The following is a 20,913-nucleotide window of genomic DNA, read 5'->3' as shown; positions in this document are numbered from 1 at the left end:
ACGCCATGAGAGCCGACCTGGAAATCATCCAAGACTGGATCCCCGCCGGCAGCCGCGTGCTCGACCTGGGTTGCGGCGATGGCGAACTGCTGAGCTGGCTGCGCGACAACAAGCAAGTCACCGGCTATGGCCTGGAAAACGACCCGGACAACATCGCCCAGTGCGTGGCCAAGGGCATCAACGTGATCGAGCAGGACCTGGACAAGGGCCTGGGCAACTTCGCCAGCAACAGTTTCGACATCGTGGTCATGACCCAGGCGCTGCAAGCCGTGCACTACCCGGACCGGATCCTCGACGAAATGTTGCGCGTCGGCCGCCAGTGCATCATCACCTTCCCCAATTTCGGTCACTGGCGCTGCCGCTGGTACCTGGCCACCAAGGGCCGCATGCCGGTGTCGGATTTCCTGCCGTACACCTGGTACAACACGCCAAACATCCACTTCTGCACCTTCGAAGACTTCGAAGCGCTGTGTGGCGAGCGTGATGCCAAAGTCATCAACCGCCTTGCCGTCGATCAACAGCACCGTCACGGCTGGGCGAGTAAGCTATGGCCTAACCTGTTGGGTGAGATCGGGATCTACCGGGTCAGCAGCCCGGGCCTGACGGACCACCAGATTGCCGTCTAACCATATTCAAGGAGGACGATCATGAGTCGCCTGGCTGTTTTTCTACTCACTGCCTGCCTGGGCGTCAGCGCCATGGCGGCGGACGTTATCGACCCCAATCGCCAGAAAGATTTCGGCGACATCACTGTGCACTACAACACTTTCACCTCCAGTTTCCTGCAGCCCGACGTGGCCCAGGCCGTTGAACTGGTGCGCAGCAAGAACAAGGGTGTGATCAATGTGTCGGTGATCAAGGGCGTCACGCCCGTGGTGGCCCAGGTGACAGGTACCGTCAAGGACCTGAGTGGCAAGAGTGAGATGCTGACCTTCAAGCAAATCACCGAGAAAGGTGCGATTTACTACCTCGCCCAGTACTCCGTGCCGCAGCAGGAAGTACGAATTTTCACGATCAACGTTGAAACCGGCGGCAAAGCCCACGGTTTCAGTTTCAACCAGGAACTGTTTCCGGCCGAATGATGAACCTCACACAACTCGTACTGGCCAGCCATAACGCTGGCAAGCTCAAAGAACTCCAGGCCATGCTCGGCCAGTCGGTGCAACTGCGCTCGATTGGCGAGTTCAGCCAGGTAGAGCCGGAAGAGACCGGCCTGTCGTTCGTCGAGAACGCTATTCTCAAGGCCCGCAATGCCGCGCGCATTTCCGGCCTGCCGGCACTGGCCGACGATTCGGGGCTGGCGGTGGACTTCCTGGGCGGCGCGCCAGGCATCTACTCGGCGCGTTATGCCGATGGCAAAGGCGACGCGGCCAACAACGCCAAGCTGCTGGACGCCCTCAAGGACGTGCCGGACGCCGAGCGTGGCGCGCAGTTCGTCTGCGTGCTGGCCCTGGTACGTCACGCCGATGATCCATTGCCGATTCTCTGCGAAGGCCTGTGGCACGGGCGCATCCTGCATGCCGCCAGCGGTGAACACGGTTTCGGTTATGACCCGTTGTTCTGGGTGCCGGAGCGCAATGTGTCCAGCGCCGAACTGAGCCCGGCCGACAAGAACCAGATCAGCCACCGCGCCCGCGCAATGGATTTGCTGCGCCAGCGTCTGGGCCTGAAATGACCCAGAACACCTCCGCGCAGCCACTGATTCACGGTGGCGCGCAAACCCCTCGGGCGGCCCTGCCTCACCTGCCGCCCTTGGCGCTGTACATCCACATCCCGTGGTGCGTGCGCAAATGCCCTTATTGCGACTTCAACTCCCACACCGCCAGCAAGGTGCTGCCGGAGGAGGAGTACGTCGACGCGTTGCTGGCCGACCTCGACCAGGACCTGCACGCGGTGTATGGCCGTGAGCTGAGTTCGATCTTCTTCGGCGGCGGCACCCCGAGCCTGTTCAGCGCCGCCGCACTGGGCCGGCTGCTCAAGGGCGTGGAAGCGCGTATCCCGTTTGCCAGCGACATCGAAATCACCCTGGAAGCCAACCCGGGAACCTTCGAGCAAGAGAAGTTCGTGGCGTATCGCAAGCTGGGGATCAATCGCCTGTCGATTGGCATCCAGAGTTTCCAGCAGGAAAAACTCGAAGCCCTGGGCCGCATCCACAACGGTGACGAAGCCGTGCGTGCCGCCGGCATGGCGCGCCAGGCCGGGTTCGACAACTTCAACCTGGACCTGATGCACGGCTTGCCCGATCAGTCCCTGGAGGATGCCCTGGGCGACCTGCGCCAGGCCATCGCCCTCAAGCCCACGCATTTATCCTGGTACCAACTGACCCTGGAGCCCAACACGGTGTTCTGGAATCAGCCACCGGTGCTGCCAGAAGACGACACCCTGTGGGACATCCAGGAAGCCGGCCAGGCATTGCTCGCCGAACACGGCTACGCCCAGTACGAAGTCTCGGCCTACGCTCAACCGGGCCGGCCGGCGCGGCACAACCTGAACTACTGGAGCTTTGGCGACTTCATCGGCATCGGTGCCGGCGCCCACGGCAAGCTCAGCCACCCGGACGGGCGCATCGTGCGCACCTGGAAAACCCGGGCGCCGAAGGACTACCTCAACCCGGCGAAAAACTACCAGGCCGGCGCAAAAGAACTGACCAACGAAGAGTTACCGTTCGAGTTCCTGATGAACGCCCTGCGCCTGACCGACGGTGTCGAAGCGAAGCTTTACGCAGAGCGTACCGGCCTGGACCTGGCCAGCCTCGATGAAGCCCGCAAGGATGCCGAACAAAGTGGCTTAATGCAGGTCGAACCGTCACGCCTGGCGGCCACCGACCGCGGGCAACTCTTTCTCAATGACCTGCTGCAGAAGTTTTTGAGCTGATTGCTCTTAAGGAAATCGAATGGATTTGGTACTCGATCTACTCGCCACCGTGTCCCGCTGGAGCCGTAGCAACCTGTCGGAAATCTCCCTGGCGCTCGTCGGCTGCCTGCTGGTGCTGTTTGGCGCCGACATCAAGGGCTGGGTCGAGGCACGCTTGGGCAGCATCGCGGGCGCGCTGCGCGTACCGCTGATGGCGCTGGTGTGCATGATCGGCAGCGGCGCTGCGTTGATCTATGCCACGCCGTGGATTGTTCGCGGGTTGAGCCAGTTCAACAACTACAGCCTGGCGCCGGTGTTGTTGGTGGTGCTGGTGTTGATCGGGGTGGTGGCGGATCGCCGCTGACGCCAACACAAAACGAAATGTGGGAGCTGGCTTGCCTGCGATGCAGACACCTCGGCGTATCAGTGATACCGGGGTGATGCTATCGCAGGCAAGCCAGCTCCCACCGTTGATTGTGTTATTGGCTTCTAGCTAATCAGTCCACTTTCACGAACTTCAAATCCCAAACCCCATGCCCGAGTCGCTCGCCGCGACGTTCGAACTTGGTGATCGGCCGCTCGGCCGGACGCGGGACGCATTTGCCGTCTTCGGCCAGGTTGCGGTAGCCAGGGGCGACGTTCATCACTTCCAGCATGTATTCGGCATACGGTTCCCAGTCGGTGGCCATGTGCAGGATGCCGCCCACTTTCAGCTTGCTGCGTACCAGTTCCGCGAAGGAAGCCTGGACGATGCGGCGCTTGTGGTGGCGGCTCTTGTGCCATGGGTCCGGGAAGAACAGCATCAGGCGGTCGAGGCTGTTGTCGGCGATGCAGCGGTTGAGCACTTCGATCGCGTCGCAGTCGTAGACCCGCAGGTTGGTCAGGCCCTGAGTCAGTACGCCATTAAGCAGCGCGCCGACACCCGGACGGTGTACTTCAACCCCGATAAAATCCTGCTCCGGCGAAGCCGCAGCCATTTCCAGCAGGGAATGGCCCATGCCGAAGCCGATCTCCAGGGAGCGTGGCGCCGAGCGGCCGAACACATGGTCATAATCCACCGGGGCATCCACCAGCGGCAGGACGAACAGCGGCGTGCCCTGCTCCAGGCCTTTTTGCTGGCCTTCGGTCATGCGACCGGCGCGCATCACAAAACTCTTGATCCGGCGGTGCTTGGACTCGTCGCCTTCTTCCAGGGTGTTCGGCGTTTCGTTTGATTCAGTCATCAATGGCTCTTACTTGATCAGACCATCCAGCGGCGAGGAGGCGCTGGCATAAAGTTTTTTCGGCATGCGCCCGGCAAGGTACGCCAGGCGGCCCGCGACAATCGCGTGATTCATGGCTTCAGCCATCATGATCGGTTGCTGCGCATGGGCGATGGCCGAGTTCATCAGCACCGCATCACACCCCAGCTCCATGGCGATGGTGGCGTCGGAGGCAGTGCCTACGCCCGCATCCACCAACACCGGAATCCTGGCTTCTTCGAGGATGATCTGCAGGTTGTACGGATTGCAGATGCCCAGACCGGAACCGATCAGGCCGGCCAGCGGCATTACCGCGATGCAGCCGATTTCGGCCAGTTGGCGGGCAATGATCGGGTCATCGCTGGTGTAGACCATCACGTCGAAGCCTTCCTTGACCAGGGTTTCGGCGGCCTTGAGGGTTTCAATCACGTTGGGGAACAGGGTTTTCTGGTCGGCCAGTACTTCCAGCTTTACCAGGTTGTGGCCATCGAGCAGCTCACGGGCCAGGCGGCAGGTGCGCACGGCCTCGATCGCGTCATAGCAACCGGCAGTGTTTGGCAAGAAGGTGTAGCGATCCGGCGACAGCACTTCGAGCAGGTTCGGCTCGCCTTCGATCTGGCCGAGGTTGGTGCGGCGCACGGCGAAGGTGACGATCTCGGCACCCGAGGCTTCGATGGCCAGGCGGGTTTCTTCCATGTCGCGGTACTTGCCGGTGCCGACCAGTAGACGGGACTGGAAGGTCCGACCGGCCAGGACGAAAGGCTTGTCGCTACGAACGATGCTCATGGGAAATCCTCGAAATGGGGTGAGGTTCTGCAGAATGCGGGTTGGCGCCCTTGAGCGCCGGACGGCTAGCCGCCGCCGATGGCGTGGACCACTTCGACCTGGTCACCTTCGGTGAGCGCGGTCTCGGCGTGCTGGCTACGCGGGACGATATCCTGGTTGAGCTCCACTGCGACGCGGCGTCCGGTCAGGTCCAGACGGGTCAGCAGGGCCGCAACGGTTTCACCGTCGGGCAGTTCAAAGGATTCGCCGTTCAACTGAATGCGCATGCCACGGGCCGCCATCGTTTTTAGGGGCCAGCATTCTAGCGTGATTGACGTTGCTGGCCCAAGCCCCTTGGTCAGGCAGCCTGTAGACGCCACGCCGCCAAACCGAGGAAGAACCAGCCCAACAGGAAGGCCAAGCCACCCAACGGCGTGATGATGCCAAGCTTGCTGATGCCGGTCATGGTCAGCACATACAGACTGCCGGAGAACAGCAGGATACCGACGGCAAACGACACGCCCGCCCACGTCACCAGGCGCCCCGGAATGTGCGCCGCCAGCAGGGCCACGCCGAACAGCGCGAGGGTGTGCACCAGTTGGTAAGTCACGCCGGTATGGAAAATCGCCAGGTACTCGGCACTCAGGCGGTTTTTCAGGCCGTGGGCGGCAAACGCGCCCAGGGCGACGCCGGTGAAACCGAAAAAGGCAGCCAGCATCAGAAAGCCACGCAACATGAGGAACTCCAGTCAGACTCAGTGGGCAGGGTCTGTATAATGGCCCGCTCAACGGGTTCGGCCAAGCCATCTCTATGCTGCGTCTCCTCTTCAAGCGTTTTCTCAAAGCCCTCAAGTGGTTTGCCATCGGCAGTGTGTTGCTGGTGCTGCTGTTTCGTTTCGTGCCGCCACCGGGGACTGCGCTGATGGTCGAGCGCAAGGTCGAATCCTGGGTCGACGGCGAGCCGATTGACGTACAACGCACGTGGGTGCCGTGGGATCAGATCTCCGACGATTTGAAAGTGGCAGTGATGGCCGGCGAAGACCAGCGCTTCCCGCAGCATTGGGGTTTTGATTTCGACGCGATCCAGGCGGCACTCCTGCATAACGAGCGCGGCGGTTCGATTCGCGGCGCCAGCACCTTGAGCCAGCAGGTGTCGAAGAACCTGTTCCTGTGGACCGGCCGCAGCTATTTCCGCAAGGGTCTGGAAGCCTGGTTTACCGGGCTGATCGAGATCTTCTGGTCGAAGCAGCGAATTCTTGAGGTGTACCTCAATAGCGTGGAGTGGGATGAAGGCGTGTTCGGCGCTGAAGCGGCGGCGCGGCATCATTTTGGGGTGAGTGCCAAGGCGCTGACCCGCCAGCAGGCCAGCTACCTGGCGGCGGTGTTGCCTAATCCACGGGTGTGGAGTGCCAGCCATCCAACGTCGTATGTCGCGCGACGGGCCGCGTGGATTCGGCAGCAGATGAGTCAGTTGGGTGGCGACAGCTATTTGAATGAGCTCAATAACTCGCGCAAAGCGCCTTGGGCGGACTGACACCCCACAAAACAACTGTAGGAGCTGGCTTGCCTGCGATAGCGGTGTGCCGGCCTGCAGATGTGTTGGCTGGCAGCCCCTCATCGCAGGCAAGCCAGCTCCCACAGTGGACCGAGCTGAATTCGAGTTGTGCGAACACAAACAAAAATGCCCCGATCTCTCGATCGGGGCATTTTTTTGTCACTTCGCAGCTGTTTAGGCGGCGATCGACAGTTTCAGCTTGTTCATCGCACTCTTCTCGAGCTGACGAATCCGCTCAGCCGACACGTTGTACTTCTGCGCCAGGTCGTGCAGCGTGGCTTTTTCTTCCGCCAACCAGCGTTGGTAGAGGATGTCACGGCTGCGGTCGTCCAGCACTTCCAGCGCTTCGTGCAGGTTGTGATTGGAGTTGTCGCTCCAGTCGGCGTCTTCCAGTTGACGCGCCGGGTCGTACCGGTGGTCTTCCAGGTAGTTGGCCGGCGACTGGAAGGCGCTGTCGTCGTCCGCTTCAGCGGCCGGGTCGAAGGCCATGTCGTGGCCGGTCAGGCGGCTTTCCATCTCGCGCACTTCACGGGGCTCAACGCCAAGGCTTTCGGCCACGCGGTGCACTTCTTCGTTGTTCAGCCACGCCAGGCGTTTCTTCTGGCTGCGCAGGTTGAAGAACAGCTTGCGCTGGGCCTTGGTGGTCGCGACTTTCACGATGCGCCAGTTGCGCAGGATGAACTCGTGAATTTCCGCCTTGATCCAGTGCACAGCAAACGACACCAGGCGCACACCCATTTCCGGGTTGAAGCGCTTTACCGCTTTCATCAGGCCAACGTTGCCTTCCTGAATCAGGTCAGCCTGGGCCAGGCCGTAGCCGGAATAGCTACGGGCGATATGTACGACAAAACGCAGGTGGGCGAGCACCATCTGCCGAGCCGCCCCCAAATCCTGCTCATAGTAGAGACTCTCGGCCAGTTCACGCTCCTGCTCGGGCGTCAGCAATGGAATGCTGTTGACCGTGTGCACATAGGCCTCCAGGTTCGCACCCGGGACCAGAGCATAAGCAGGTTGCAAAGAAGTGGTCATACGAAAAAACCTCCGACTCACATAACTCGTGCAGTTCAGCACTGCGAAAATTGACCGGAAACCGTAGGACAAGTTCCCTAAACCACTGATACGGCCAATACAAACGAAACTACATTACCTTGACATTAACTACTTCGGTGCCAGCTCACGTAAATGCCGTGCGACCGCAATCCAAGCACCGATATACCCCAAGAGCACCGCCCCAAGCAACAATGACAGACCGTCGGCTACCGGCACGCCGGCCAGGGCAAAATCACTGCCGTACAAGCCGGCGAGCCCTACCACCGCGTCGTTCAGCCAGTTCAGGCCAAAAGCCAGCACGCCCCAGGACAAAATCCCCGCACCGAAGCCATAAAGCGCGCCCATGTACAGAAAAGGCCGACGCACATAGCTGTCCGTGCCGCCGACGAGTTTAATCACTTCTATCTCGGTGCGGCGGTTTTCAATATGAAGACGAATGGTATTGCCTATCACCAAAAGTAATGCAGACACCAGCAACACCGTCAGGCCGAACACAAAGCGGTCGCCCAGCTTGAGAATCGCCGCCAGCCGCTCTACCCAGACTAGATCAAGTTGTGCCTGCTGGACCTTGGGCAGCTCTGCGAGTTTTTGTCGCAGGGCTTCCAGGGTCGCCTTGTCGACTTCGTTCGGCGTCACCAGCACCACGCCCGGCAGCGGATTTTGCGGCAACTCCTTGAGCGCCTCGCCCAGGCCGGACTGTTGCTGGAACTCTTCCAGGGCCTGATCGCGACTGATGTACTCAGCCTCGGCCACACCCGGAAGGCCTTTGATCTCGTCCCGCAGGGCTTCGCCGTCTTTGGCGCTGGCATCCAGGTTCAGGTACAGGGAAATCTGCGCCGCCCGCTGCCACGAACCGCCAAGGCGCTCGACGTTATTCAGCAGCAATGACAACCCCATCGGCAGGCTCAAGGCCACGGCCATCACCAGGCAGGTGAAGAAGCTGCCGATCGGCTGCTTGCCCAGGCGGCGCAGGCTGTCTACCAGGCTGGCACGGTGGCTTTCGATCCAGGCGTGCACCAGGGTGCCAAAGTCCGGGCCGTCGTCTTCGTCGCGTTTTTTCTTCTGCGGTTGCGGGTCGGCCGGTTTTGGCGCAACGCGCTCGGAAACCTTCGGGCTGCGTGTCGCACTCATACCCCGGCCTCCCCGTCACCGATCAGGCGGCCGCGTTGCAGGGTGAGCATGCGGTGGCGCATGCGGGCGATCAGTGCCAGGTCGTGACTGGCGATCAGCACGCTGGTGCCCAGGCGGTTGATGTCTTCGAACACGCCCATGATTTCTGCGGCCAGGCGCGGGTCGAGGTTACCGGTGGGTTCGTCCGCCAGCAGCAAGGCCGGGCGGTGCACGATGGCGCGGGCGATGCCGACGCGCTGTTGCTGGCCGGTGGACAGGTCGCCGGGGTAGAGGTCGGTCTTGTCCGACAGCGCAACGCGCTCCAGCGCCGAATCCACGCGCTTGACGATTTCGGCCTTGGACAGCCCGAGAATCTGCAACGGCAAGGCGATGTTGTTGAACACCGTGCGGTCGAACAGCAACTGGTGATTCTGGAACACCACACCGATCTGGCGGCGCAAAAACGGAATCTGCGCATTGCTGATGGTGGCCAGGTCCTGGCCCGCCAGCAGCAGTTTGCCGGTGGTTGGGCGTTCCATGGCCAGCAGCAGGCGCAACAAGGTACTTTTACCGGCACCCGAATGGCCGGTCACAAACAAGAATTCGCCGCGACGCACCCGGAAACTCAGCTCATGCAAGCCGACATGCCCGTTGGCGTAGCGTTTACCGACCTGTTCGAAACGAATCATGAACGCTCCCGCTCGGCAAACAGTGCCTGTACAAAGGGTTCGGCTTCAAAAGTGCGCAGGTCGTCGATGCCTTCACCGACGCCGATGTAACGAATCGGCAACCCGAACTGCTTGGCCAGGGCGAAAATCACACCGCCCTTGGCCGTGCCGTCGAGCTTAGTCAATGCCAGGCCGGTCAGTTGGACCGTCTGGTGGAATTGTTTGGCCTGGCTGATGGCGTTCTGGCCGGTACCGGCGTCCAGCACCAGCAACACCTCGTGGGGCGCGTCGGCGTCGAGCTTGCCGATCACACGGCGAACTTTCTTCAGTTCTTCCATCAGGTTGTCTTTGGTGTGCAGGCGACCGGCGGTATCAGCGATCAGCACATCAATGTTGCGCGCCTTGGCGGCCTGCACCGCATCGAAGATCACCGAGGCCGAATCGGCGCCGGTGTGCTGGGCGATGACCGGGATCTTGTTGCGCTCGCCCCAGACCTGCAGTTGCTCCACGGCGGCGGCACGGAAGGTGTCACCGGCGGCGAGCATGACTTTCTTGCCTTCCAGTTGCAGCTTCTTGGCCAGCTTGCCGATGGTGGTGGTCTTGCCGGCGCCGTTGACGCCCACCACCAGGATCACAAACGGCTTTTTCTGCGTATCGATGACCAGCGGCGCTTCCACCGGCTTGAGCATGTTGGCCAGTTCAGCCTGCAGCGACTTGTAGAGCGCGTCGGCGTCGGTCAGTTGCTTGCGCGCGACCTTCTGGGTCAGGCTCTGGATGATCACGGCGGTGGCTTCGACGCCCACGTCGGCGGTCAGCAGACGGGTCTCGATGTCTTCCAGCAACTCGTCATCGATAGTCTTTTTGCCGAGGAACAGGCTGGCCATGCCTTCGCCAATGCTGGCGCTGGTCTTGCTCAGGCCTTGCTTGAGGCGGGCAAAGAAGCCGGTCTTGCCGGTTTCGGCGGGGGCAGCAGGTGCTTCGATAACCGCAGGTGCTGCGACAACGACCGGAACCGGCTCGGCAACTGCCGGTGCAGGCACCTCAACCACTGGCGGCGCTTGCACCACGACGGCCACGGGCTCCACGACAGCCGGAATCGGCGGCGCCACGTGCTCGGCTTGCTCGTCTTCAACCAATGCCACGGGTTCTTCCGCCACCGGCAAAACCAGCCACGGTTTGTGCTCAGGCTCGGGCGCAGGTTCTGGTTCCAGCTCTGGCTCTGGCTCGACCACCGGCTGCAGCACCGGCTCGGCCATCGGCAACACCACCGGGGCCGGCGTTTCGGCAACCGGTTCGGCTTCTACCAGGGATTCAGGGATCGGTTCTGCTTGAACCTGCGGCTGTTCGGCGACGGTTTCCTGCGGCTTTTTGCGCAGCCATCCGAACAGGCCTTTTTTCTCGCCAGCCGCAGCTGGGGTCTTCTTGTCGTCGTTGGAACCAAACATGGAGACGGCTATCTCAAGGTAGCGACGCGCCAAGGGGCGCGTCGGTAAATAAAATTCGATGCGTAACAGACTGTTTTTTAGCCAGCTCGTTCATGCGCAACATTTTGTAAGGCCTAAATGGGGCCTCAACAAGACAGCCGTAGTGGCCGTCCCTAGGTCGGATCAGTATCCTAGCACCTCCTCGCCCGCCGACGCTAAGACCAAGCGGGCAGCTCAACAGGTTTAAAAACGAATGAATGCTCTAGCCCGCCGCGCCGCAGGCCTGCTGCTCAGCACAGTTTGTCTGCCCCTTTCAGCTTTGGCTGCCGACCCACAACCCAGCCACGAATTCACCCTGGACAACGGCCTCAAGGTCGTCGTGCGCGAAGACCATCGCGCCCCGGTGGTGGTTTCCCAGGTCTGGTACAAGGTTGGTTCGAGCTACGAAACCCCGGGCCAGACCGGTTTGTCCCACGCCCTGGAGCACATGATGTTCAAGGGCAGCGCCAAAGTCGGCCCCGGCGAAGCCTCGTTGATCCTGCGGGACCTGGGCGCCGAGGAAAACGCCTTCACCAGCGATGACTACACCGCCTATTACCAGGTACTCGCCCGCGACCGCCTGGGCGTTGCCTTCGAGCTGGAAGCCGACCGCATGGCCAGCCTGCGCCTGCCGGCCGACGAGTTCAGCCGCGAGATCGAGGTGATCAAGGAAGAGCGCCGCATGCGCACCGACGACAACCCGATGTCCAAGGCCTACGAGCGCTTCAAGGCCATGGCCTACCCGGCCAGCGGTTACCACACGCCGACCATCGGCTGGATGGCCGACCTGGACCGCATGAAGGTGGAAGAACTGCGCCACTGGTACCAATCCTGGTACGTGCCGAACAACGCCACCCTGGTGGTGGTCGGCGACGTGACCCCGGACGAAGTCAAAGCCCTGGCCCAGCGTTACTTCGGCCCGATCCCCAAGCGCGACGTGCCACCGGCGAAAATTCCCCTGGAGCTGGCCGAGCCCGGCGAACGCCTGCTGACCCTGCATGTCCAGACCAAACTGCCGAGCGTGATCCTCGGATTCAACGTGCCGAGCCTCGCCACCACTGAAGACAAACGCTCGGTCAATGCCCTGCGCCTGATCTCGGCCCTGTTGGACGGCGGCTACAGCGCGCGCATTTCGACGCAACTGGAGCGCGGTGAAGAACTGGTGTCCGGCGGTTCGTCGAGCTACGACGCCTACACCCGTGGTGACAGCCTGTTTACCCTGACCGCCACACCGAACCTGCAAAAGAAAAAGACCGTCGCCCAGGCTGAAGCCGGCCTGTGGCGCCTGCTGGACGAACTGAAGGCCAAGCCACCGAGCGCTGAAGAACTGGAGCGGATTCGCGCCCAGGTCATCGCCGGCGTGGTTTACCAGCGCGACTCGATCACCAGCCAGGCCACCGCCATCGGCTCCCTGGAGACGGTCGGCCTGTCCTGGAAACTCATGGACACGGAGCTGGCCGAGTTGCAAAGCGTCACCGCCGAAGACATCCAGAAAGCTGCACGCACCTACTTCACCCGCGAACGTCTCAGCGTCGCCCATGTTTTGCCTGAGGAGACCGCTCATGAGTGAACGTAAAAACAACCGCCTGGTGCTGCCCGGCCTGATCGTGGTCACCCTGGCTGCCGCGTGCGCGGTGTATTTCCTGCGCCCCAGCGAATCGGTCGCCAGCCAGGCGCTGGAACAGGCCAAGTCGGCCAACAAACTGCAGTCTTTGGCTGAACTGGACGACAAGGCACCGACCAACCGCAAGCTCGACGTGCAAACCTGGACCACCGCCGAAGGCGCCAAGGTGCTGTTCGTCGAAGCCCATGAGCTGCCGATGTTCGACATGCGCATCCTGTTTGCCGCCGGCAGCAGCCAGGACGGCAACACCCCGGGCCTCGCGTTGTTGACCAACGCCATGCTCAACGAAGGCGTGCCGGGCAAGGACGTCAGCCAGATTGCCGCCGGTTTCGACGGCCTGGGCGCTGATTTCAGCAACGGTGCTTACCGCGACATGGCGCTGGTTTCCCTGCGCAGCCTGAGTGCCAGCGACAAGCGCGATGCGGCCCTTTCCCTATTCGACGACGTGATCGGCAAGCCGACCTTCCCGGCCGACTCCCTGGCGCGGATCAAGAACCAGCTGCTGGCCGGCTTTGAATACCAGAAGCAAAACCCCGGCAAACTGGCGAGCATCGAGCTGTTCAAACAGCTCTATGGCGACCACCCTTACGCCCATCCGAGCGAAGGCAACGCCGAGAGCGTGCCGAAGGTGACCCTCGCGCAGTTGAAGGACTTCCACGCCAAGGCCTACGCCGCCGGCAACGCCGTGATTTCTGTGGTCGGCGATCTGACCCGCGCCGAAGCCGAAGCCATGACCGCCAAGGTGTCCGCGTCCCTGCCTAAAGGCCCGGCGCTGGCGAAGATCGCCCAACCGGTGGAACCAAAGGCTGGGACGACGCATATCGAGTTCCCGTCCAAGCAGACAACGCTGCTGCTGGCGCAACTGGGCATCGACCGCGCCGACCCGGACTACGCCGCGCTGTCCCTGGGCAACCAGATCCTCGGCGGCGGTGGCTTCGGTACCCGCTTGATGAGCGAAGTCCGCGAGAAACGCGGCCTGACCTACGGCGTATACTCCGGCTTTTCGCCGATGCAAGTGCGTGGCCCGTTCATGATCAACCTGCAAACCCGCGCCGAAATGAGCGCCGGTACGCTGCGATTGGTGCAGGACGTGCTGGCCGACTACCTCAAGACCGGCCCGACACAAAAGGAGCTCGACGACGCCAAGCGTGAGCTGGCCGGCAGCTTCCCGCTTTCCACCGCGAGCAACGCCGATATCGTCGGGCAGCTGGGCGCCATGGGTTTCTACAACCTGCCGCTGAGCTACCTGGAAGATTTCATGAAACAATCCCAGGCGCTGACCGTAGATCAGGTCAAAGCTGCTTTGAACAAACATTTGAGTGCCGACAAGATGGTCATCGTGACCGCCGGCCCGACGATTGCGCAAAAGCCACTACCGCCCCCCACTGATAAACCCGCCGAGCAGCCGCTCGGGGTTCCGGAGCATTAATGGCCCGTCCATCCCGTCCCAAAAAACCTGTCCACAACGTTCATAACGGTGTAGGCCAACTGCGCATCATTGGTGGTGAATGGGGCAGCCGCAAACTGAGCTTCCCCGACGTCGTGGGCCTGCGCCCGACGCCGGACCGCGTGCGTGAAACCCTGTTCAACTGGCTCGCGCCGTACATCGCCGGGGCCAAGGTGCTGGACCCGTTCGCGGGCAGCGGCGCGCTGTTCCTGGAGTCGTTGTCCCGTGGTGCCGCATTGGGCCAGGCGCTGGATGCCAGCAATGTGGCGGTGGCCAGCCTCAAGGAACACTTGGGCACCCTGCGTTGCACCACCGGGCAAGTGCAGACGGCCGACGCCCTGCGCTACCTGGAAACCCAGGAAGCCCGTGAGTTTGACGTGGTATTCCTCGATCCGCCGTTTAACCAGAACCTGCTGCCGCCGGTATGTGCGCTGCTGGAAGAGCGTCAGTGGTTGGCGCCGGATGCCTGGATCTACACTGAAAGCGAGACGGCACCGTCAACGCTGGGCCTGCCGGGCACGTGGCGCCTGCACCGGGAGCAGAAATCCGGGCGGGTGTATTACGCGTTGTGGCAACGTACGACGTCGGGCGCCGTATAAACACCTGAACTTGCGCAGCCGCAATGTGGCGGGGGAGCTTGCTGTGGTGAGGGAGCAAGCTCCCTCGCCACAGGTTGCTCACCCGCCCTGCCACCCGCCGCGAGAACCATCGTGTCAAAAACGCCCGACCGCTTCACCCCCGCCTTCGGCCTCGGCAACCCGCACCTGCAAACGTTGTGGGGGCCGCTGTGGCGCAAAACCACGCACATCGAACGCCAGCGCGAACGACTGTGGCTGGCCGACGGCGACTTTCTCGACCTCGACTGGCATGGGCCGCATGACGCGACCACCCCGTTGGTGCTGGTCCTGCATGGTCTGACCGGCTCCTCCAACTCACCTTACGTGGCCGGCCTGCAAAAAGCCCTGGCGGCTCAGGGATGGGCCAGCGTCGCGCTGAACTGGCGTGGCTGTTCCGGCGAGCCCAACCTGCTCGCCCGCAGCTACCATTCCGGCGCAAGTGAAGACCTGGCCGAAACCATCGCTCACCTGCGGGCCAAGCGCCCGCTGGCGCCGCTCTATGCGGTGGGTTATTCACTGGGCGGCAATGTGCTGCTCAAGCACCTGGGGGAAACCGGCGAAGCCTCCGGGCTGCAAGGCGCGGCAGCGGTGTCGGTGCCGTTTCGTCTGGACCAGTGCGCCGATCGCATTGGTCTCGGCTTTTCACGGGTTTACCAGAAGCATTTCATGCGCGAAATGCTGGCTTATATCCGCGTCAAACAGAGCCGGTTTCTAAAGGATGGCCACGAAGCGGGCCTGAAAGCCCTGGCCGACCTGGGCTCGCTGGAGAAGATGCGTACATTCTGGGACTTTGACGGCCGGGTCACCGCGCCGCTGAACGGTTTCCTGAATGCCGAGGACTACTACCGCCGCGCCTCCAGCCGCTATTACCTGGGGACCATTCGCACGCCAACCCTGATCATCCAGGCCGCGGACGATCCGTTCGTGTTCGCCCACAGCCTGCCCGAGGCGAGCGAACTGTCGGATTGCACCGAGTTCGAATTGCTGGCCAAGGGCGGGCATGTCGGGTTTGTGGATGGCACGTTGAAGCAGCCAACTTACTACCTGGAGCGGCGAATCCCAGAGTGGCTACTGACACAACGCCGATAAAACTGTGGGAGCGGGCTTGCTCGCTCCCACAATTTGATTGGGCTGGGTCAGGTAGACCTCAGTCGCCGGTTGCAACTTCCCGCGTTGGATCAGTAATCCACTCGCTCCACGACCCCGCGTACAACTTGCCCAACGGGTAACCCGCCAGGCACAGGGCGAACAGGTTATGGCAGGCGGTCACGCCCGAACCGCAGTACGCCACCAGGTCATCCGGCGAGCGGTCCTGCAGCTTGGCGGCGAAGCGTTGCTTGAGCTGCTCGGCCGGCAGGAAACGACCGTCGCTGCCGAGGTTTTCATTGAACGCCGCACATTGGGCGCCCGGGATATGCCCGGCAACCGGGTCAATCGGCTCCACTTCACCGCGAAAGCGCGGCTGGGCGCGGGCGTCGATCAGGGTCAGGCCGGGCTGGCCGAGGCGTTTTTGCAGGTGTTCGGCGTCCAGTAGCAAGTGGTTGTCCGGCGTGCCGCTGAAGGTCCCGGGCTCGATCACCGGCGCGTCCAGGCTCAGGGGGAAGCCCGCCGCGTGCCAGGCTTTCAGGCCGCCATCGAGGATGAACACCCCGTCGCGCTTGCCCAGCCAGGCCAGCAGCCACCAGGCGCGGGCGGCGTAGGCACCGGGGCCGTCGTCATATAAAACGATATCGCTGTCGGCGTTAACGCCCCATGCCCGCAGTTGCTGGATAAACGCATCCGGCGCCGGCAGCGGATGGCGACCGGTCACGCCCTTGGTGACCGGCCCGCTGAGGTGGCGCTCCAAATCCGCATACTGCGCCCCTTCGATATGCCCTTCGGCGTAGCTGCACAGGCCGTAATCCGGGTCTTCCAGGGCAAAGCGGCAATCAAGGATCACCAGCCCGCCGGCCTTCTGGCGCTCGGCCAGTTGCTGGGGGCTGATCAGTTGGGCAAGCGGCATGACTGACTCCTGTGGCTAGGTTAGCGTTCGGGAAACATCCTACTTCACTTCTTCCAGCGCCTGATTCAACGGCACGTAAAACTCTTTGAACAGCGCATCCACCGCGTCCCTGGCCTTGGGCGTGATAAACCCGGCCTCCAGCACCAGCACCTGGTACACACCGCGCTTGATCGCCTCGGCGCTCAGGTGGGTGGACTTTTCATTGGTGGTGCACAGGAAACGCACCCACGACGTGAGGATGATCCAGGCGTTGAGGGTCAGGGCTTCGGTTTGCACCGGGTCCATGTTCAGGATGCCCGCGTCGACAAATCCCTGATAGATGGCGGCGCCCTGGATCAGGCACCGCTGGGAAAACCGCCGGTAGCCAGTGGCCAGTTCCGGGTCGCTTTCCAGCAGGTGTTCGAGGTCGCGGTGCAGAAAACGGTAGCGCCACATGCCGGCGAGCACCGCCTGCAGGTAGAAGCGCTTGTCTTCCACCGTCACCGCGCGGCCCTGGGGCGGGCGCAGGAAGCTGTCCACCAACGCTTCGTACTCACGAAACAGCACCGCGATAATCGCCTGCTTGTTGGGGAAGTGGTAGTACAGGTTGCCCGGGGAAATTTCCATATGGGCAGCGATATGGTTGGTGCTGACACTGCGCTCGCCCTGCTGGTTAAACAGCTCCAGGCTGGTTTGCACAATGCGCTCGCTGGTCTTGACTCGTGGTGCCATGGGAAATCAACTTCTAGACCCGTGATGGCGGCATCTTACGGACTATCCTTGTCCGGATAAATCGGCACGTTCGTGCAATGTTATTTGACAATTTAGAGCAATGACTCTAAAAACTGAAGCATTCCAATAAAAATCGGGAACTTCGCCATGTCTGCCAACGTTGCCTACCTGCAAGATTCCCAGGCGCTGGACCAGCTCCAGGACCTGTTCGACGCTCAACGCCGGGCCTACGCGGCCAACCCGATGCCGCCGGCGGCCCAGCGCCAGCAATGGCTCAAGGCCTTGCGCGACCTGCTGAGCGATGAGCGCCAGGCGCTGATCAACGCCATCAGCAGTGACTTCAGCCACCGCAGCGCCGACGAAACCCTGTTCGCCGAGCTGATGCCCAGCCTGCATGGCATTCACTACGCCAGCAAACACCTCAAGGGCTGGATGAAACCTTCCCGTCGCGCTGTAGGCATTGCCTTCCAACCCGCGTCCGCCAAGGTCATCTATCAACCGCTGGGGGTGGTCGGGGTGATCGTGCCCTGGAACTACCCGTTGTACCTGGCCATCGGCCCGCTGGTGGGCGCCTTGGCGGCCGGCAATCGGGTGATGCTCAAGCTCAGCGAATCCACCCCCGCCACCGGTCAATTGCTCAAGGCGCTGCTGGCAAAAATCTTCCCGGAAGACCTGGTGTGCGTGGTGCTCGGTGAGGCGGAAGTGGGCATGGCGTTCTCCAAACTGCGCTTCGACCACCTGCTGTTCACCGGCGCCACCAGCATCGGCAAGCACGTGATGCGCGCGGCGGCTGAACACCTGACGCCGGTGACCCTGGAACTGGGCGGCAAATCACCGGCGATTGTTTCCGCCGACGTGCCGCTCAAGGACGCCGCCGAACGCATCGCCTTCGGCAAGGCGCTGAATGCCGGACAGACCTGCGTAGCGCCGGACTACGTGCTGGTGCCGGAAGACCGGGTCGACGGTTTCGTCGAGGCCTACAGCAAGGCAGTTCGCGGGTTTTATCCCACCCTGGCCGACAACCCTGACTACACCGCGATCATCAACGAACGACAACTGGCCCGGCTCAACGGCTACGTGAAAGACGCCACCGACAAGGGCGCCACCCTGATCCCACTGTACGACCAGGGCCAGGACCGGCGCATGGCCCACAGCCTGCTGCTGAATGTCAGCGACGACATGACCGTGATGCAGGACGAAATCTTTGGCCCGGTGTTGCCGATCGTTCCGTATCGCGGCCTCGACCAGGCTTTCGCCTACATCAATGAGCGTCCTCGCCCACTGGCGCTGTATTACTTCGGCTACAACAAGGGCGAACAGAATCGCGTAGTGCACGAGACCCATTCCGGCGGCGTGTGCCTGAACGACACCCTGCTGCACGTGGCCCAGGACGACATGCCGTTCGGCGGCATCGGCCCGTCGGGCATGGGCCACTACCACGGCCATGAAGGCTTCCTGACCTTCAGCAAGGCCAAGGGTGTGCTGATCAAGCAGCGCCTGAACGCGGCCAAGCTGATTTACCCGCCTTACGGCAAATCCATCCAGAAGCTGATCCAGAAGCTGTTCGTCCGCTAACAAACCCATCACCGGGATAACAATAAGAATGAACCCTAGCCTGACTGAATCACCCGCGCTGTCACGGCGCGGCGTACTGAAAATCGGCCTGTGCGCCAGCGCCTTCCTGGCCACCGCCGGGCTGGGCGCCAGCCTCAGCGGCTGCTCCAGCAGCACCCCGGCCAGCGGCTTTGCGATGTTGCGCAGCAGCGACCTGCCGTTTTTGCGGGCGGTGATCCCGGTGCTGCTGGAAGGCGTGGCCAGCGCCGACGTGGTGGTGGCCGGCATCGACGACACCCTGAAAAAACTCGATTTCAGCCTGCAACACCTGTCGCCGGAGATGTTCAAGCTCACCCAGCAACTGTTCGACGTGTTGGGCATGGCCATCACCCGCGGGCCGCTGACCGGCGTGTGGGGAAGCTGGGAAAACGCCAGCAGCGAGCAGATCCGCAACTTCCTGCACCGCTGGGAAAACAGCTACCTGAACCTGCTCCGCATGGGCCAGGGCTCGTTGCTCAAGCTGGTGATCATGGCCTGGTATTTCCGCCCCGAGTCCTGGGCGCATTGCGGTTACCCCGGCCCACCGAAAATCTGATTCGCATCCCGATAAAAACAAGAGAAGACCCTGATGCCTGTACCTGACGTATTCCGCGATGGCATGGCCCGCGGCTGGAAGACCCACAATGGCGCCGCCCTCGACCAGGACCTGACGCTGGAAGCCGACGTCGCGATCATCGGCAGCGGCGCCGGCGGCGGCACCACCGCCGAGATCCTCAGCGCCGCCGGCTACAAGGTGCTGTTGATCGAAGAAGGCCCGCTGAAAACCAGCAACGACTTCAAGCTGCTGGAGGACGAGGCCTACGCCAGCCTCTACCAGGAAGGCATCGGCCGCATGAGCAAGGACGGCGCAATCACCATTCTGCAGGGCCGCGCCGTCGGCGGTACCACGCTGATCAACTGGACCTCCAGCTTCCGCACCCCGGACCCGACCCTCGCCCACTGGGCCAGCGAGTACGCGGTGAAGGGCCACAGCAGCGCCGAGATGGCGCCCTGGTTCGAAAAAATGGAACAGCGCCTGGGCATCGCGCCCTGGGCCATGCCACCGAATGCCAACAACGACGTGATCCGCAAAGGCTGCGAAAAGCTCGGCTACAGCTGGCACGTGATCCCGCGCAATGTGCGCGGCTGTTTCAACCTGGGGTATTGCGGCATGGGCTGTCCGGTCAACGCCAAGCAATCGATGTTGGTGACGACCATCCCGTCCACCTTGGAGAAAGGCGGCGAGTTGCTGTACCTGGCCCGCGCCGAACGCCTGAAATTCAGCGGTGACACCATCACCAGCCTCGAATGCGTGGCCATGGATCAGTACTGCGTGGCCCCCACCGGCCGCAAGATCACGGTCAAAGCCAAACACTACGTACTGGCCGGCGGGGGTATCAACAGCCCGGCGCTGCTGATGCGCTCGGATGCGCCCGATCCCCATTCACGCCTGGGCAAACGCACCTTTTTGCACCTGGTGAATTTTTCCGCCGGGCTGTTCGACGAGGTGATCAACCCGTTCTACGGGGCGCCACAGTCCATCTACTCCGATCACTTCCAATGGCAGGACGGCACCACCGGCAAAATGTCCTACAAGCTCGAAGTGCCGCCGCTGCACCCGGGCCTGGCCAGCACCTTGCTCGGCGGCTACGGCACGCAGAACGCGCTGGACATGGGCCAGTTGCCCAAGACCCACGCCATGCTTGCCCTGTTGCGGGACGGCTTCCACCCCGACAGCCCGGGCGGCAGTGTTGAACTACGTGGCGATGGCACGCCGGTGCTCGACTATCAAGTCTCGCCCTACGCCTGGGACGGCCTGCGCCGGGCGTTTCACAGCATGGCGGAGATTCAGTTTGCCGGTGGCGCCAAGTCGGTGATGCCGCTGCACGGCGATGCGCGCTACGTGAACACCCTGGCCGAAGCCCGCAGCATGATTGACGGTTTGAACCTGGAATTGCACCGCACGCGGCTCGGCAGTGCCCATGTGATGGGCGGTTGTGCCATGGGTGAAGAGCCGAAAAACGCCGTGGCGGACAGCCTGGGTCGTCATCACCAACTGCGCAATCTGTCGATTCACGATGGCTCGCTGTTCCCTACCAGCATTGGGGCAAACCCGCAGTTGTCGGTGTACGGATTGACGGCGCAACTGGCGACAGCGTTGGCCGAACGTCTGAAAACAGCGTGAAAAAACAGGGTATTCGTCATGTCTATAGTG

Annotated in this window: 23 protein-coding genes; 13 read left to right on the top strand and 10 right to left on the bottom strand. The window is 62.2% G+C overall.

The window, feature by feature from the left end:
• Positions 1–5: 5 nt before the first annotated feature.
• Genes metW through HKK54_RS12480 form a run of 5 tightly spaced genes read left to right on the top strand, consistent with a single transcriptional unit; the run spans position 6 to position 3,217 of the window.
• Positions 6–626 carry a methionine biosynthesis protein MetW gene (metW, locus tag HKK54_RS12500; RefSeq protein ID WP_010167698.1) on the top strand — a complete coding sequence of 207 codons (621 nt, stop codon included), beginning with the start codon at positions 6–8 and terminating at the stop codon, positions 624–626.
• A 21-nt stretch (positions 627–647) separates the two neighbouring features.
• Complete coding sequence (locus HKK54_RS12495) at positions 648–1,082, top strand: DUF4426 domain-containing protein (RefSeq protein WP_010167700.1); 435 nt, start codon at positions 648–650, stop codon at positions 1,080–1,082.
• Positions 1,079–1,675, top strand: coding sequence for an RdgB/HAM1 family non-canonical purine NTP pyrophosphatase (rdgB, locus tag HKK54_RS12490; protein ID WP_010167702.1), 597 nt, complete (start codon positions 1,079–1,081; stop codon positions 1,673–1,675). The genes HKK54_RS12495 and rdgB overlap by 4 nt, the downstream gene beginning before the upstream one ends.
• Positions 1,672–2,874 carry a radical SAM family heme chaperone HemW gene (gene hemW / locus HKK54_RS12485; RefSeq protein ID WP_010167704.1) on the top strand — a complete coding sequence of 401 codons (1,203 nt, stop codon included), beginning with the start codon at positions 1,672–1,674 and terminating at the stop codon, positions 2,872–2,874. The genes rdgB and hemW overlap by 4 nt, the downstream gene beginning before the upstream one ends.
• A gap of 19 nt (positions 2,875–2,893) precedes the next feature.
• Positions 2,894–3,217 carry a DUF3392 domain-containing protein gene (locus HKK54_RS12480; protein ID WP_003213776.1) on the top strand — a complete coding sequence of 108 codons (324 nt, stop codon included), beginning with the start codon at positions 2,894–2,896 and terminating at the stop codon, positions 3,215–3,217.
• Positions 3,218–3,350: 133 nt separating this feature from the next.
• On the opposite strand, the gene trmB is transcribed toward HKK54_RS12480, so the two are convergent.
• The 4 genes from trmB to HKK54_RS12460 all read right to left on the bottom strand — a co-directional run bounded on the left by trmB (position 3,351) and on the right by HKK54_RS12460 (position 5,595).
• Complete coding sequence (gene trmB / locus HKK54_RS12475) at positions 3,351–4,076, bottom strand: tRNA (guanosine(46)-N7)-methyltransferase TrmB (RefSeq protein WP_169386916.1); 726 nt, start codon at positions 4,074–4,076, stop codon at positions 3,351–3,353.
• Between the two features lie 9 nt (positions 4,077–4,085).
• Positions 4,086–4,880, bottom strand: coding sequence for a thiazole synthase (locus tag HKK54_RS12470; protein WP_010167708.1), 795 nt, complete (start codon positions 4,878–4,880; stop codon positions 4,086–4,088).
• Positions 4,881–4,945: 65 nt separating this feature from the next.
• Complete coding sequence (gene thiS, locus HKK54_RS12465; protein WP_010167710.1) at positions 4,946–5,146, bottom strand: sulfur carrier protein ThiS; 201 nt, start codon at positions 5,144–5,146, stop codon at positions 4,946–4,948.
• A 71-nt stretch (positions 5,147–5,217) separates the two neighbouring features.
• Complete coding sequence (locus HKK54_RS12460; RefSeq protein ID WP_169386915.1) at positions 5,218–5,595, bottom strand: DUF423 domain-containing protein; 378 nt, start codon at positions 5,593–5,595, stop codon at positions 5,218–5,220.
• Between the two features lie 74 nt (positions 5,596–5,669).
• On the opposite strand from HKK54_RS12460, the gene mtgA reads away from it, so the two are divergent.
• Positions 5,670–6,392 carry a monofunctional biosynthetic peptidoglycan transglycosylase gene (gene mtgA / locus HKK54_RS12455; RefSeq protein ID WP_169386914.1) on the top strand — a complete coding sequence of 241 codons (723 nt, stop codon included), beginning with the start codon at positions 5,670–5,672 and terminating at the stop codon, positions 6,390–6,392.
• Positions 6,393–6,587: 195 nt separating this feature from the next.
• On the opposite strand, the gene rpoH is transcribed toward mtgA, so the two are convergent.
• From rpoH to ftsY, 4 genes are all read right to left on the bottom strand, one after another.
• The gene (gene rpoH / locus HKK54_RS12450) at positions 6,588–7,442 is read right to left on the bottom strand and encodes an RNA polymerase sigma factor RpoH (protein ID WP_003176698.1); all 855 of its coding nucleotides are present in this window, start codon (positions 7,440–7,442) and stop codon (positions 6,588–6,590) included.
• A 129-nt stretch (positions 7,443–7,571) separates the two neighbouring features.
• Positions 7,572–8,594 carry a permease-like cell division protein FtsX gene (gene ftsX / locus HKK54_RS12445; RefSeq protein ID WP_169386913.1) on the bottom strand — a complete coding sequence of 341 codons (1,023 nt, stop codon included), beginning with the start codon at positions 8,592–8,594 and terminating at the stop codon, positions 7,572–7,574.
• Positions 8,591–9,262, bottom strand: coding sequence for a cell division ATP-binding protein FtsE (gene ftsE, locus HKK54_RS12440; RefSeq protein ID WP_003213784.1), 672 nt, complete (start codon positions 9,260–9,262; stop codon positions 8,591–8,593). Before ftsE ends, ftsX begins: the two co-directional genes overlap by 4 nt.
• Complete coding sequence (ftsY, locus tag HKK54_RS12435) at positions 9,259–10,686, bottom strand: signal recognition particle-docking protein FtsY (protein WP_169386912.1); 1,428 nt, start codon at positions 10,684–10,686, stop codon at positions 9,259–9,261. The genes ftsE and ftsY overlap by 4 nt, the downstream gene beginning before the upstream one ends.
• A 232-nt stretch (positions 10,687–10,918) precedes the next feature.
• Here ftsY and HKK54_RS12430 point away from each other — a divergent pair, with 232 nt between their 5' ends.
• The 4 genes from HKK54_RS12430 (at position 10,919) to HKK54_RS12415 (ending at position 15,481) form a co-directional block, all read left to right on the top strand.
• Entirely contained in the window at positions 10,919–12,274 is a 1,356-nt protein-coding gene (locus tag HKK54_RS12430; RefSeq protein WP_169386911.1) for a M16 family metallopeptidase, read from the top strand.
• Positions 12,267–13,757 carry a M16 family metallopeptidase gene (locus tag HKK54_RS12425; protein ID WP_169386910.1) on the top strand — a complete coding sequence of 497 codons (1,491 nt, stop codon included), beginning with the start codon at positions 12,267–12,269 and terminating at the stop codon, positions 13,755–13,757. The genes HKK54_RS12430 and HKK54_RS12425 overlap by 8 nt, the downstream gene beginning before the upstream one ends.
• Complete coding sequence (gene rsmD / locus HKK54_RS12420; RefSeq protein WP_169386909.1) at positions 13,757–14,374, top strand: 16S rRNA (guanine(966)-N(2))-methyltransferase RsmD; 618 nt, start codon at positions 13,757–13,759, stop codon at positions 14,372–14,374. The genes HKK54_RS12425 and rsmD overlap by 1 nt, the downstream gene beginning before the upstream one ends.
• Positions 14,375–14,485: 111 nt before the next feature.
• Entirely contained in the window at positions 14,486–15,481 is a 996-nt protein-coding gene (locus HKK54_RS12415) for a hydrolase (RefSeq protein ID WP_169386908.1), read from the top strand.
• A 58-nt stretch (positions 15,482–15,539) separates the two neighbouring features.
• Here the strand turns inward: HKK54_RS12415 and HKK54_RS12410 are convergent, their stop codons facing one another.
• Positions 15,540–16,394 (bottom strand): sulfurtransferase, encoded by an 855-nt coding sequence (locus HKK54_RS12410; RefSeq protein ID WP_169386907.1) that lies wholly within the window; start codon positions 16,392–16,394, stop codon positions 15,540–15,542.
• Positions 16,395–16,433: 39 nt separating this feature from the next.
• Entirely contained in the window at positions 16,434–17,105 is a 672-nt protein-coding gene (locus HKK54_RS12405; protein WP_010167733.1) for a TetR/AcrR family transcriptional regulator, read from the bottom strand.
• A gap of 147 nt (positions 17,106–17,252) precedes the next feature.
• Between HKK54_RS12405 and HKK54_RS12400 the strand changes: the two genes are divergently transcribed.
• The 3 genes from HKK54_RS12400 to HKK54_RS12390 are packed head-to-tail and all read left to right on the top strand — an operon-like array spanning position 17,253 to position 20,883.
• Positions 17,253–18,680, top strand: a complete 1,428-nt coding sequence (locus HKK54_RS12400) for a coniferyl aldehyde dehydrogenase (protein WP_169386906.1) — start codon at positions 17,253–17,255, stop codon at positions 18,678–18,680.
• Between the two features lie 28 nt (positions 18,681–18,708).
• Positions 18,709–19,254: a twin-arginine translocation pathway signal protein gene (locus HKK54_RS12395; RefSeq protein WP_169386905.1), complete on the top strand. Its 546-nt coding sequence runs from the start codon at positions 18,709–18,711 to the stop codon at positions 19,252–19,254.
• A 33-nt stretch (positions 19,255–19,287) separates the two neighbouring features.
• A complete protein-coding gene (locus HKK54_RS12390) occupies positions 19,288–20,883 on the top strand; it encodes a GMC family oxidoreductase (RefSeq protein ID WP_169386904.1) in 1,596 nt (531 codons plus the stop codon).
• Positions 20,884–20,913: the final 30 nt, after the last annotated feature.

The sequence above is a fragment of the Pseudomonas sp. ADAK13 genome (assembly GCF_012935715.1).
Classification (GTDB): domain Bacteria; phylum Pseudomonadota; class Gammaproteobacteria; order Pseudomonadales; family Pseudomonadaceae; genus Aquipseudomonas.
Note: the sequence above shows the minus strand (reverse complement) of the source record. Positions and strands in the feature narration are given on the sequence as shown.